The 12649-nt window shown below is 67.7% G+C and carries 16 protein-coding genes; 4 read left to right on the forward strand and 12 right to left on the reverse strand.

Going from position 1 to position 12649, the window contains the following annotated elements; translation table 11 throughout:
- A partial coding sequence (locus tag ACILQR_RS12095) for a glycerol-3-phosphate acyltransferase (protein WP_395651661.1) occupies positions 1–310 on the forward strand: 310 nt, incomplete at its 5' end.
- Positions 307–1401 (forward strand): DNA-processing protein DprA, encoded by a 1095-nt coding sequence (gene dprA / locus ACILQR_RS12100; RefSeq protein WP_395651662.1) that lies wholly within the window; start codon positions 307–309, stop codon positions 1399–1401. The genes ACILQR_RS12095 and dprA, both read left to right, overlap by 4 nt.
- Here the strand turns inward: dprA and ACILQR_RS12105 are convergent.
- From ACILQR_RS12105 to folK, 12 genes are all read right to left on the reverse strand, one after another.
- Positions 1398–2576, reverse strand: coding sequence for a serine hydrolase domain-containing protein (locus ACILQR_RS12105; protein WP_395651663.1), 1179 nt, complete (start codon positions 2574–2576; stop codon positions 1398–1400). The genes dprA and ACILQR_RS12105 overlap by 4 nt on opposite strands.
- Positions 2577–2634: 58 nt before the next feature.
- A complete protein-coding gene (era, locus tag ACILQR_RS12110) occupies positions 2635–3588 on the reverse strand; it encodes a GTPase Era (protein ID WP_395651673.1) in 954 nt (317 codons plus the stop codon).
- A 5-nt stretch (positions 3589–3593) separates the two neighbouring features.
- Positions 3594–4307, reverse strand: a complete 714-nt coding sequence (rnc, locus tag ACILQR_RS12115) for a ribonuclease III (protein WP_395651664.1) — start codon at positions 4305–4307, stop codon at positions 3594–3596.
- Positions 4307–5080, reverse strand: coding sequence for a signal peptidase I (lepB, locus tag ACILQR_RS12120; RefSeq protein ID WP_395651674.1), 774 nt, complete (start codon positions 5078–5080; stop codon positions 4307–4309). The genes rnc and lepB overlap by 1 nt, the downstream gene beginning before the upstream one ends.
- A gap of 458 nt (positions 5081–5538) precedes the next feature.
- Positions 5539–5940 carry a holo-ACP synthase gene (gene acpS, locus ACILQR_RS12125; protein ID WP_395651665.1) on the reverse strand — a complete coding sequence of 134 codons (402 nt, stop codon included), beginning with the start codon at positions 5938–5940 and terminating at the stop codon, positions 5539–5541.
- Positions 5937–6713 (reverse strand): pyridoxine 5'-phosphate synthase, encoded by a 777-nt coding sequence (locus tag ACILQR_RS12130; protein ID WP_395651666.1) that lies wholly within the window; start codon positions 6711–6713, stop codon positions 5937–5939. Before ACILQR_RS12130 ends, acpS begins: the two co-directional genes overlap by 4 nt.
- A gap of 150 nt (positions 6714–6863) precedes the next feature.
- Positions 6864–7448, reverse strand: a complete 585-nt coding sequence (gene pyrE / locus ACILQR_RS12135; protein WP_395651667.1) for an orotate phosphoribosyltransferase — start codon at positions 7446–7448, stop codon at positions 6864–6866.
- Between the two features lie 40 nt (positions 7449–7488).
- Positions 7489–7776 carry a type II toxin-antitoxin system RelE/ParE family toxin gene (locus tag ACILQR_RS12140; RefSeq protein WP_395651675.1) on the reverse strand — a complete coding sequence of 96 codons (288 nt, stop codon included), beginning with the start codon at positions 7774–7776 and terminating at the stop codon, positions 7489–7491.
- A complete protein-coding gene (locus ACILQR_RS12145) occupies positions 7742–7966 on the reverse strand; it encodes a hypothetical protein (protein ID WP_395651668.1) in 225 nt (74 codons plus the stop codon). The genes ACILQR_RS12140 and ACILQR_RS12145 overlap by 35 nt, the downstream gene beginning before the upstream one ends.
- Positions 7967–8003: 37 nt before the next feature.
- Complete coding sequence (locus ACILQR_RS12150) at positions 8004–10070, reverse strand: RelA/SpoT family protein (RefSeq protein ID WP_395651669.1); 2067 nt, start codon at positions 10068–10070, stop codon at positions 8004–8006.
- Between the two features lie 224 nt (positions 10071–10294).
- The gene (gene rpoZ, locus ACILQR_RS12155; RefSeq protein WP_271143923.1) at positions 10295–10654 is read right to left on the reverse strand and encodes a DNA-directed RNA polymerase subunit omega; all 360 of its coding nucleotides are present in this window, start codon (positions 10652–10654) and stop codon (positions 10295–10297) included.
- Between the two features lie 104 nt (positions 10655–10758).
- Positions 10759–11319 carry a 2-amino-4-hydroxy-6-hydroxymethyldihydropteridine diphosphokinase gene (gene folK / locus ACILQR_RS12160; protein ID WP_395651670.1) on the reverse strand — a complete coding sequence of 187 codons (561 nt, stop codon included), beginning with the start codon at positions 11317–11319 and terminating at the stop codon, positions 10759–10761.
- Here folK and ACILQR_RS12165 point away from each other — a divergent pair.
- Both ACILQR_RS12165 and ACILQR_RS12170 read left to right on the forward strand, forming a co-directional pair.
- Positions 11318–11890, forward strand: a complete 573-nt coding sequence (locus ACILQR_RS12165; RefSeq protein ID WP_395651671.1) for an NYN domain-containing protein — start codon at positions 11318–11320, stop codon at positions 11888–11890. The two genes, folK and ACILQR_RS12165, sit on opposite strands and share 2 nt — an antisense overlap.
- A gap of 89 nt (positions 11891–11979) precedes the next feature.
- Positions 11980–12649 (forward strand): hypothetical protein (locus ACILQR_RS12170; protein WP_395651672.1); only part of this gene is annotated, 670 nt, incomplete at its 3' end.

Raw genomic sequence — 12649 nt, forward strand, 5'->3', positions numbered from 1 at the left:
GGGCGGCAAAGGGGTGGCGACCTTCTACGGCCTTCTGCTGGCCGCCCACTGGCCGCTGGGACTGCTCGCGGCGGCGATCTGGCTGCTGGTCGCGTTCGGTCTTCGGTATTCGTCCCTGGCGGCCCTGGTATCGGCGGCCTGCGCCCCGGTCCTGGCCATCCTGCCCGTCCCGTTGCTGGGCCTGCCCGCGCCGTCGCCGATCGCGGCCCTGGCCCTGTTCACCGCCGTCCTGATCTATGTGCGGCACCACGAGAACATCGGCCGGCTGCTCAAGGGCGCCGAACCCCGCATCGGCGCCAAGAAGGCGTGAGCGCCCCCACCGGTCCCCTCGACGAGGCGGAGCGGTTCGCGCGGCTCCGCCTCGCGCGCACGGACAGGGTCGGCCCGGTCTCGTTTCGACAATTGCTGGACCGGTTCGGGACCGCCGTCCGCGCGCTGGAGGCCCTGCCCGATCTGGCGAGACGCGCCGGGGCCGGGGGCTACGACCTGCCGCCCGTCGAAAGGATCGAGGCCGAACTGGCCGCGGGTCAGGCGCGCCGTGCGACACTGGTCGTCCTGGGCGACGCCGCCTATCCCCCTCGCCTCGCCGCCGTCGATCCGCCGCCGCCTGTGTTGTGGACGCGCGGCGATGTTCACCTGCTGGCGGGCGAGACCATCGCGATGGTCGGCGCCCGGATAGCCTCCGCAGGCGGACAGCGGATCGCGCGAGGCCTGGCCCAGGCCCTGGGTCAGGACGGCTTCGTCGTCGTCTCCGGCCTCGCGCGCGGCATCGACGCGGCGGCCCATGCCGGATCGCTTCCGACGGGTACGGTCGCGGTGCTGGGCGGCGGGGTGGACGACGTCTATCCGTCCGACAACGCCGGCCTCTACGACCAGATCGTGGAGCAAGGCTGCATCGTCTCCGAAAACCCGATGGGCGCGCGGGCCCAGGCGCGGGACTTCCCACGCCGCAACCGGATCATCTCGGGCCTGTCCCGCGGCGTGATCGTGGTCGAGGCCGAACTGAGGTCAGGCTCCCTGATCACCGCGCGGCTGGCCGGCGAACAGGGGCGCGATGTCTTCGCCGTACCCGGCTCCCCGCTTGATCCGCGATCCAAAGGCCCCAACGAACTCCTGCGTCAGGGGGCCATTCTCTGCGAGGGGGTCGAGGACGTGCGGCGCGGTCTGGAGACCCTGCGGACCCTGCGCGAGCCGCCCGGCGACGCCTTCGGCGCCATGCCGGACGAGGTGGACGGCGCCCTGATCGAACGGGTCGCCGCCCTGTTGTCGCCGACGCCGACGCCGCGCGACGAACTGGCCCGCGCCTGCGGAGCCCCCGTCGCCCATGTGGCCGGCGCCCTGCTGGAACTCAGCCTCGCGGGCCGCGCGACCCTGCTGCCCGGCGGGCTCGCCAGCCTCTAACGATCAAGCGTCGTCGGGAACGGCTTGCCCAGCGCCTCGGCCATCGCCTGCTGGGCCAGCAGGAAGACTTCGTCGCGCTGGTGATAGTTGTTCGACAGGACGATCACGGTGATCTGCTCGTCCGGCTGATAGAGCACCAGGTTGCGGAACCCCGACCAGCTGCCGGTGTGATAGATCTGGAGCGCCTCGAACGACGGCGTGACCTGTCGCCCCAGTCGGTTCGTGAAGATGCCGTAGCCCCAGTCCCGACGCGGCCTTCCGCGTTCCTCGGGCGTGTCGGCGGGGGCGTGGTCGGCGATCATCTGCTCATAGCTGGCGCGGCTCAGCACCCGCCCGCCATGCAGGGCCCGCTCCCACGCCAGCATGTCGTCGAGCGTCGAATACAGGGCGCCCGCCCCGGTCACGACGCTGACGTTCGGCTGGGTCTGGGCGGCCAGGCCTTGCGGGAAGTTGGCGTAGCCGACCGCGACGCCAGGGGTGTCTCCCAGTCCCGTATGATCCAGCCCCAGAGGCTGGAACAGCACCGTCCGCAGATACCGCTCGAACGGCATGCCGCTGGCCTTTTCCACGATGGCCGCGGCCAGGTTGAAGCCTGCGTTGTCGTAGCGGACCTTGGTCCCCGGCTCGAACTGCAGGCCGTAGAGTTTGGAATCCTCGGTCAGTTGCTCGAGGGTCGTCGGCGTCACCCGCTTCAGCCCCCACGCTGGCCGCGCCATCAGGTCGGGAATGCCCGAGGTGTGCGACAGCAGGTGACGGATCCGGATGGCCGACCAGGCGGCCGGGCAAGGCTGGATCCATCTGCAGACCGGATCGTCGACGCTCAGCTTGCCCTGGTCCTGAAGCGTCAGGATGGCGGCGGCGGTGAACTGTTTGGACACGGAGGCCAGGCGGAACGGCGTATCGAGGTCCAGCGGTCGTCCCGCCGCGACATCGGCCGGCCCCTGGACGCGCCGGAACAGGACCTGATCGCCGCGCGCCACCAGCACGCCGCCCATGAACCGGCGATGGGCCGTCAGGCTGGCGGCCAGCTGCGGCAGGTTCTCGACCAGAACGACGGGCGGACGCGCCACCACCTCGGGCCGTTCGACATAGGCCGGGGTCGGGGCCGCGGTCCGCACCGCCGCCCAGCCCGCGACTCCGAGGACGGCGACCGCCACGACGGCCAGACCGGCCATCACCAGCCGGGGGTGCCCACCGGCATGTTTGGGAACATGAAACACAGGCGAACCGGAACTAGACGTCGTACTCCAGGCCGAACTGGGCATAGAGGGCCCGGCTGTCCTGCCATTTGGGATCGACCTTGACGGTGATGAACAGGTGGATCGGGCGATCCAGCAGCTCGATCAGCTCCTCGCGCGACTTCTGGCCGATCCATTTCAGGGTCTGGCCGCCCTTGCCCAGGATGATCGGGCGCTGGCTCTCGCGCTCGACATAGATGGTCTGTTCGATGCGGGCTGAGCCGTCGGCCTTTTCGTCGAAGGCCGTGGTCTCGACGGCGGCCGAATAGGGCAGTTCCTCGTGGACGCGCAGATACAGTTTCTCGCGGGTGATCTCGGCGGCCAGGACGCGGATCGGCACATCGGCCGACTGGTCCTCGGGGTACAGCCATTCGCTGGCCGGCATCGACAGGGCCAGCCGCGCCTTCAGGTCGTCGACCCCGTCGCCGGTCGCGGCCGAGATCATATAGACCTCCGAGTAGACGCCGGTCTCGAACAGGGAATGCGACAGGGCCAGCAGGGTGTCGCGGCGCATGCCGTCGATCTTGTTGAGCGCCAGGATGACCTGGGTGCCGGAGCCCTTCAGGTTCTCGATGATGGTCTCGGTGTCCTCGGCCGAGCGGCGGTCGGCGGCGGTGCCCTCCTTGCCCTCGGAGGCGATGTGCGAGGCGGCGTCGATCAGATGGACCACCACGTCCGCGTCATGCGCCCCGCCCCAGGCCGAGGCGACCATGGCCCGGTCGAGGCGGCGGCGCGGGGTGAAGATGCCGGGGGTGTCGACCAGTACGATCTGGGCGTCGCCATGGATGGCGATGCCGCGCACGGGGAAGCGGGTGGTCTGGACCTTCTGCGTGACGATCGAGACCTTGGATCCCGTCAGCCGGTTGACCAGGGTGGACTTGCCGGCGTTCGGCGCGCCGATGATGGCGGCGAAGCCGGCCTTTCGCGCCGGGTTCGGGCTGTGGGTCATGTCGGTCAAATCACGCCTTCTCTCTTGAGCATCGCCATGGCGGCGGCCTTTTCCGCGTCCTGACGCGAACGTCCCTGGGCGGTCAAGGGTTCTAGCCCCTCGACGGTCACCGCGACGGTGAAGGTCGGGGCATGGTCCGAACCGGTGCGGTTCGCGATTTCATAGGTGGGCAGCGGCCGCCCCTGCCCCTGCGACCATTCCTGGAGCGCCGACTTGGGATTGGTCAGGGACCGTTCCGGCGGCTTGGCCAGTTCCTCGGCCCAGGCGATCTCGAACACATTGCGCGCCGCGTCGATGCCACCGTCCAGATAGACTGCGGCCAGAACGGCTTCGACCGCGTCGGCGATGACGCCTTCCTTGCGGCGACCGCCGGACTTGGTCTCGCCCGGCGACAGACGCACGGCCTCGCCGATCCCCAGGGCGGCACCCACGCGGCCGCAGGCGTGTTTGTCGACCAAGGCGTGCAGGCGCGACGACAGCTGGCCCTCGTCGGCCTCGGGAAAGTCGTTGTGCAGCCGTTCGGCGACGAGCAGGCCCAGCACCCGGTCGCCCAGGAACTCGAGCCGCTCGTTGTCGCGCGGGGCGCTGGAGGTCTGGGGGGCGACGCCCTCCCCCACGCTGGAGTGGGTCAGGGCCCGGTCGAGCAGACGAGCGTCCTTGAACGCATGGCCCAGACGGCGGACCAGCTCGGCCACCGCCTGTGCCCTGGCGTTTGCCATCAGTGGAGGACGTTGAAGAAGCGGCTGGGCCGGATCTTCGTGAACCAGCTGACCGGGTTCAGCAGCGATGCGCCCGGTTCCCACGAGAAGGCGATGATCTGGGCCTTGCCGACCAGGTTCTGGGCCGGGACGAAGCCGACGCCCGCCGATTGCTCGACCCGGCTGTCGATCGAGTTGTCGCGGTTGTCGCCCATCATGAAGTAATAGCCGGCGGGGACGGTGTAGACGCCGGTGTCGTCCAGATCGCCGCCGGGACCGAAGTCCTGGGTATTGAAGCTCTTGCCGCCGGGCAGGGTCTCGCGGGCACGAACGACCGAGCGCGGGCCGAACACGTCGGCGGCTTCGGACTCGCCGATCACCACGTCCTGGACGGCGACACCGTTGATGTAGAGCTTGTTGGCGATCATCTGGATCTGGTCGCCAGGCAGGCCGATTACCCGCTTGATGTAGTCGGTCCGGTCATCGCGCGGCAGTTTGAACACCACGATGTCGCCGCGCGCGGGGGCCGAGCCGAAGATGCGGCCCTCGCCCACGGGCAGGTTGATCGGCAGGCCGCTCGAGAATTTCGAATAGCCGTACGACCATTTGGACACGATGATGTAGTCGCCCTCGTACAGGTTCGGCTCCATCGAGGCCGAAGGAATGGTGAAGGGCTGGAACAGCAGGACCCGCAGAACGAAGGCGATCAGCAGGGCGAAGACGATCGTCTTGACGATCTCCAGCGTCTCGGACCCCGCGGTAGGTTCGGGGCGGACGGGCTTGGGGCCCTTGATGTTCTTGGTCTTGATCGGCTTGTCGCGCAGCGTCAGCGACTCGTCGCCGTCGTCGAAGGGGGCATCGCCCTGATCGCTCCAGATCGGTCGCTTGGCGTCGGCGGTGACGGCGGCGGTCGCTGCCGCCGCGACCACAGGGGTGACGGGAACGGGGGCGACGGGGGCGGGATCGTCCTGCGGTTCCAGGCTGACGGTGTCGGCCGACACGACCGGCGCGGGTGGTTCAACGTCGGCGGACGTTTCGACCGGAGCTTCCGCCGACACGTTCCGTTCTGGAGCGGAGGACGCAGTTTCGGGCGTGGCTTCGACGTGCGCGGGCATGACCCCATGGCCGTCCGGCGCAACGGGCTGCGGCGCGTCGTCGGGCGCGTGCGGCTTGTGGTCTTCGCTCATCGTCGGAAAGGCCTGTCCCCGGCCGCCAATCGGCAGCATTGTCGGTCGTCGCACCTATAGCCTGATTACGACAGCGGCAAGGCCTCGATCACCACGAAGGCGAGTGCGTACGGGTGTTCGTCGCTGAGCGTCAGGTGGATGTGCGGGCGATGGCCCTGCGGCGTCAGGCGGGCCAGGTGTTCGGCCGCATGGCCGGTCAGGGCCAGGGTCGGCTGGCCGCTCTTCAGGTTCACCACCCCCATGTCCTTCCAGTAGACGTCGCGGCGCATGCCGGTACCCAACGCCTTGGCGCAGGCCTCCTTGGCCGCGAACCGTTTGGCGTAACTCCAGGCCGCGTCGGGCTTGCGGTCAGAGCGAGTGCGCTCGATGTCGGTGAAGCAGCGCGCCTTGAAGCGGTCGCCGAACCGGTCGAGCGAGGTCTGGATGCGGCGGATGTCGCACAGGTCGGCACCGACGCCGATGATCACAGGTCGATCACGATCGGCTCGCCCTCCTCCGGGCCATTGACGGCTTCGTCCATGGCCTCCCGCATTCGCCAGATGGCGGCGGCCAGACCGACGAAGATGGCCTCTCCGATCAGGAAATGGCCGATGTTCAGCTCGCGGATCTCGGGGATCGCCAACATGTGCGCGGCCGTTTCGTAATCCAGCCCGTGGCCGGCATGAACCTCGAGGCCAAGGGCGGAAGCGCGGGCTGCGGCGGCCTGCAATCGGGCCAGTTCGACCTGCCGTGCGTCCTCGTCGCCGTGACAGTAGCGCCCGGTGTGAAACTCGACGACCTGGGCCCCCACGGCATGGGCCGCCTCGACCTGGGCCAGCGTCGGCTCGATGAAAAGGCTGACCCGGATGCCCGCCTCGACCAGAGCCGCGACCACCGGCCGGATCCGGGTCTCGTGACCGGCGACGGCCAAGCCGCCCTCGGTCGTCACCTCCTCGCGCCGCTCGGGCACCAGACAGGCGGCGTGGGGCCGGTGACGCAAGGCGATGGCCAGCATCTCGTCGGTGACGGCCATCTCCAGGTTCAACGGCGTGTCGAACTTGCGGCATACGACCATCAGCCGCTCGATATCGCCGTCGGTGATGTGGCGGCGATCTTCGCGCAAATGGGCGGTGATCCCGTCAGCCCCGGCCCCAATGGCCTCTTCCGCCGCCCAGACCGGATCGGGATGCACCCCGCCGCGCGCATTCCGCACGGTCGCGACGTGATCGATGTTGACGCCGAGGCGTATGGGATGTGCCACCCTGAACTCCGCTCATCCCGGCGAAAGCCGGGACCCAGTGATTTGGGCGATCGACGTTTCCGGTCAACCCCTTTGCCCGATCCGGTGCCCCTCGGGACACTGTGCCTCAGGAAAGCACCGGGTCCCGGCGTGCGCCGGACGCGCGGTATTCTATTTCGCGATCCGACGGCTGCCCGGATCCTGCACCGGGATGGCGGCCAGTTCGGGCGGCAGGCTATCTGCCGGGTATGCGGGCACGTCCAGGGTCGCCAGCGCGATCAGGGGCACGCCGACGTCGGCCCGGCCGCCGGAGCGGTCGACGATACAGGCGGCGGCGACCACGTCCCCCCCGGCCTCCTTGATCGCCGCGATGCATTCGCGCGAGCTCAGGCCCGTGGTGACGATATCCTCGACCATCACCACCTTCTGGCCCGGCTCGATCTGGAAGCCGCGACGCAGCTTGAACACGCCCCCTTCCCGCTCGACATAGAGTGAGGCGACGCCCAGCCAGCGGGCGGTCTCGTATCCGGGAATGATGCCGCCGACAGCCGGGGAAATGGCGACATCGACCGGCCCGACGGTGGCGGTGATCTTCTCGGCCAGGGCCTTGCACAGCCGCGCGCAGCGGTCGGCGTGCATGAAGACCAGGTTCTTCTGCAGGAAGACCGGACTGTGCAGGCCCGAAGACAACACGAAATGCCCCTCGCGCAGGGCACCCGCGGCGCGGAACTCGTTCAGGACGTCTTCGGTGTTCATAACCCGCGACCTAAGCCCAGCGGAGCCGTGGGGCAAGCCGTCAGCGATAGACGGCGCTGCGGTGGCCAACCTTGATTACAGTGACCAGCAGAACCTCGTCTTTCAGACGAACAACTAAACGATAGTCGCCGACCCGATACCGCCACTGACCCTTGTACTGGCGCCCGGTCAACGGTTCCCCCACCCGGCGTGGACTCAAATCCGTTGCGATTCGCTCCCTCAGAAAGTCCGCGATCCGGCCTCGAACCTCCGGACTCAGCTTTTCTAGGTCGCGTCGCGCACTCGGCAGGAATTCAACGCGCCAAGCCAAACTCGGCCAACACGTCATCAAGAGAAATGGACTTTTCTTCGCCGGCTTCAAACTCGGCTAGACGCTTCTCCGAAAGCATGACGTCTTCCAGATCCTCGAAGTATCGAATGAGGGCGGCTGTGACGTGGTCCTCAAGCGGCTTGTCCGTCGTCGCCGAAACCGCCCGGATGTGGGCCTCGAGTTCTTTATTGAGATCGACGTGGATCATTCAATGACACTACCACAAGCTGGGCCTTGCCGCCAACTCAGCCCTTCAGCCGCTCGACCGTGTCCACGGACGGATTAGTGCGCAGGGCGGCCATGATCATGGTGGCGTGTTTGGCGTCCTCGACCTCGACGTCGAAATTCAGGTCGAAGAAGTCCTGGTGTCGGTGCGAGAGATTCAGGTTGCGGATGTTGCCACCGGCGTCGCCGATCAGGGTCGTGACCTGGCCAAGCACACCGACGCCGTTGCGCACCGTCGCCTTCAGCCGCGCTATGCCCAGGGCACTCTGTTCGGCCTGGGGGGTCCATTGCAGGTCCTGCCAGACGGTGTCGTCGTCGGCATATTCGGCCAGTTGCTGGCAATCGATGGTGTGGACGGTCAGGCCCTTGTTCGGCTCCAGGATGCCGACGATGCGGTCGCCGGGAAGCGGCGTACAACAGGCGCCGAAATGGACGCTGACGCCGGGCGTAAGTCCGCCGCCGCGCACGAACAGGCGGGCGCGGGCGTCCTGGATGGGCTTCCTCTGCTGGGCCGGCTTGATCTTCCCCATCAGGGCTGGGAACAACAGTTCGGCGACCTTGACCGGCGAGATCCGGCCACGTCCGATGGCCTCGAACAGGTCGGCCTCGGTCGCGACGGCGAGGACTTCCAGCACAGGTTTCAGCGACACCTGTTCCAGCGCCTTGCCGGCCTTGGTGACCGTCTGATCCAGGGAGGCTCGGCCCAGGCGCAGGAACTCCTCGCGCTCGGCACCCCGGATGTGCCTGCGGATGGCGGACCGGGCGCGGCCGGTCACGGTCAGGCTGCGCCAGTCGGCCGGTGCCTCGCGCTTCGAGCCCCGGATCACCTCGACCACGTCGCCGTTCTGGAGGGCCGTGCGCATCGGCTTGAGCTCGCCGTTGATCTTGACGCCCACGGCCGTGTCGCCGACCTCGGTGTGGACGGCATAGGCAAAGTCCAGCGCCATGCCCCCGCGCGGAAGGGTGATCAGCCGACCCTTGGGCGTGAAGACGAAGACCTGATCCAGGTACATCTCCAGCTTGGCGTGCTCGACCCAGTCCTCGCCGCCCTCGCCGTGCTCCACGACCTGAACCAGGTGGCGCAGGTTCTGGAGCGGGTCGCGACCGCCCTCGGCCGCCATGGCTTCCTTGTCCAGGCCATAGGACTGGTTCTTGTAGGCCCAGTGGGCGGCGACCCCGTCCTCGGCGATCCGGTCCATCGTCTCGGTGCGGATCTGCATCTCGATGCGCAGACCGCCCGGGCCGACGACCGTGGTGTGCAGGGATCGATAGTTGTTCGACTTGGGCGTCGAGATGAAGTCCTTGAACCGCTCGGGCACCATCGGCCAGGCGCGGTGGATGACGCCCAGCGCGCGGTAGCAGTCGTCCTCGAACGGCACGATCACCCGGAACCCGTAAATGTCGGACAGGGACGAGAAGCCGACCGTCTTTCGCTGAAGCTTCCTCCAGATCGAATAGGGGGTCTTCTGGCGGCCGAAGACGCGAGCCACGATACCGGCCTCGGACAGGACCTGTTCCACCTCGTGGGCCACGACCTCGGTGGCGCGGCCGTGTTCAAGCTTCAGCGCCTCCAGCCGCCGCTCGATGGCGGTGCGGGCGGTGGGGTTCAGGTGCTCGAAAGCGAGTTCCTCGAGCTCGGACGCGATCGAGTGGATGCCGATGGAGCGACCCAGGGGCGCATAGACCTCGAGCGTTTCGCGGCTGATGCGCTCGCGTTTCTCGGGCTTGACGTACTTCAGCGTCCGCATGTTGTGCAGACGGTCGGCCAGCTTCACCAGCAGGACGCGGACGTCCTTGGAGATGGCCAGGATGAATTTGCGCAGGTTCTCGGCCTGGCGGGTGTGTTCTGCCTGAAGTTCGAGACGGGACAGCTTGGTCACGCCCTCGACCAGGACAGCGATCTCCTCGCCGAACATGGCCGCGATGTCGTCGCGCGTCGCCGAGGTGTCCTCGACCACATCGTGCAGAAGGGCCGTGACGATGGTGGCGGTGTCGAGCTTGTAGTCGGTCAGGATGCCCGCGACCTGGATCGGGTGGGCGAAATAGGGATCGCCCGAGGCCCGCAGCTGCGAGCCGTGCATCTTCATCGCATAGACATAGGCCTTGTTGAGCAGGGCCTCGTCGGCGGTTGGATCATAGGCCTTGACCGCCTCGATCAGCTCGAACTGGCGCAGGACCGGAATGCGTTTCGCCGCCGGCAGGGGCTCTGCGGGCGGCGAAACGGGATCGTTGTTGTTGGCGACGTTCTGCGGCGGCGGGGACTTGGCGACCCGCGCCGGGAGGATGGTGATACCGTTGGCGGGTTCCGCCGTCAGTAGCGTTCCTCCTGCCCGCCGTCCCGGTCGCTCTGCAGGGCGCGGATCAACTCCTGCTCGGCCATGTTCATGTGCTGAGGCTCGGCCAGCAGACCGACGATTTCCGCCTCGTCCTCGGCTTCGGTACGCTCGTCGACGCGTTGCAGGGCGACCACGACGGTCTCCAGCAGGTCGGCGGGGATCACGGTTTCGTCGGCGATCTCGCGCAGGGCCACGACGGGGTTCTTGTCGTTGTCGCGATCCAGGGTCAGGGGCGCGCCGTTGGCGATCGCGCGGGCGCGGTTGCCGGCCAGCAGGACCAGTCCGAAACGGTTCGGAACCTTCTGGATGCAGTCTTCGACGGTGACGCGAGCCATGGGAATCCTTCGGTGTCGGGACGATTGTCGGCGGGAGAACCGCGCCCCATACAGATATGCACTGATTTGTGCAACGCCACAGGGGCGGATTTGGGGCGGTCCCACTACACCAGCGGACGCGCGTCGCTTCCGACGACGGCATCTTTCATGAGCTGGGCAGCCGCTCCCCCCGCCGGATGCACCCACTCCGGTGCGATTTCCGCCAGCGGCCCCATGACGAACAGCCGTTCCGCCGCACGCGGGTGTGGCAGGATCAGGCCGGCGCAGTCGCCCTGTTCGCGGCCGTAGGCGATCAGGTCCAGATCGAGGGTGCGCGGGGCGTTGCGGGTGGAGCGTTGACGGCCGAAGGCGTCCTCGATCCGGCCGAGGGTCTGCATCAGGGCGTGGGGGTCATGGGCGGTGCGGACTATGACGACGCCATTCAGGAAGGGCGGGTCGGTCGGGTCGGGCCAGGCCTGGGACCGCCACCAGGACGACCGGGCGACGACGTCGATTCCCTCGGAGCGGAACCGCGCCAGCGCCGCCTCCAGCGCCTCGGTGCAGGAGGCCCACACCCCCTTGTCATTGCAGCCCAGAGCGATGATGACGGCCTGATCCAGATCAAGCGCCACGCCGGGCTCGTCGATGACGGCAAGGTCTGCAGCTTCATTCACGGCGGTGTCCATGACGTTTCTTCCGCACGAGCGCATCGCCCTGTTCATCGACGGGGCCAATCTCTATTCGGCGGCCAGGGGGCTGAACGTCGATCTCGACTTCGCCAGGCTGCTCGCATCGTTCCGCGATCAGGCCGTCCTCATTCGGGCCCATTATTACACGGCCGTGGTCGAGGGCGAAGAGTTCTCTCCGATACGGCCTCTGGTGGACTGGCTGGGCTACAACGGCTTTTCGGTCGTGACCAAGCCGGCCAGGCGGTTCACCGACCTTCAGGGGCACAGCCGGATCAAGGGAAACATGGACATCGAGATTGCGGTGGACATGCTGGAACTGGCCCCGCGTCTGGATCATGTCGTGCTGTTCTCGGGCGACGGCGACTTCCGCCGGCTGGTCCAGGCGGTGCAGGCCAGGGGGGTGCGGGTCACCGTCGTCTCGACGCTGAAAAGCCAGCCGCCGATGCTGTCGGACGACCTGCGCCGACAGGCCGACGCCTATATCGACCTGGCCGACCGGCTCGGTGACTGGGCCCGGCCCCGGACACCGTCGGCGAGCCCGACGGTGCGGACCTTCGACCGCGATTAGACGGCGACGTTTGTGCGCCACCGATAGTTGTCGAAAACCGCGTTATCGCGTAGCGTCGTCATCAGTATTTTCGACCGGAGGGATCATTCATGCTGGCCCTGGCTCTCGCGGCGTCGTTGTTCGCCGCTCCCCTGCCCCAGACGGTTCCGGCACCACCGGTCGATCCCGCGACGGCACCCGTCGATCTGGAAGACATCGTCGTCGAGGGCAGCCGACTTGAGGACACCACCGAGCGGTTCGTGCGCGAGGTCGGTGCCCCGTCGCGGCGTCGAGGCTTGGCCCGCTGGCGCAACGGCATCTGCGCGGGGGTGGCCAATCTGCAAAATGACGCGGCCCAGTTCATCGTCGACCGCGTGTCCGACACCGCCCGCGACCTGGACCTGAAGGTCGGTGCGCCGGGCTGTGAGCCCAGCATCCTGATCGTCGCCACCACCGACGCCAAGGCCTTCACGCCCCAGTTCGTGGCCTCGCGCCCGCGCCTGTTCCAGGTCGGCGGCGCCGGCATGGATCGGGGCGACGCAGCGCTTGCGGCCTTCGAGACCTCCGACAGCCCCGTTCGCTGGTGGCATGTCAGCGTCCCGGTCACAGAAACCGGCCAGATCGCGGTGCGCATTCCGGGCTTCTGTCAGAACTCCTGTCAGGGGCCGATGGACTATGCGCCGCAGATCGAGACCCTGTCCTCGCGTCTGATGAACCGGACCGAGGACGACCTGAAGCGCGTCTTCATCATCGTGGACGTAGACAAGATCGCCAATGTGT

The organism is Brevundimonas sp., assembly GCF_044239655.1.
In the GTDB taxonomy this organism is placed as follows: Bacteria; Pseudomonadota; Alphaproteobacteria; order Caulobacterales; family Caulobacteraceae; genus Brevundimonas.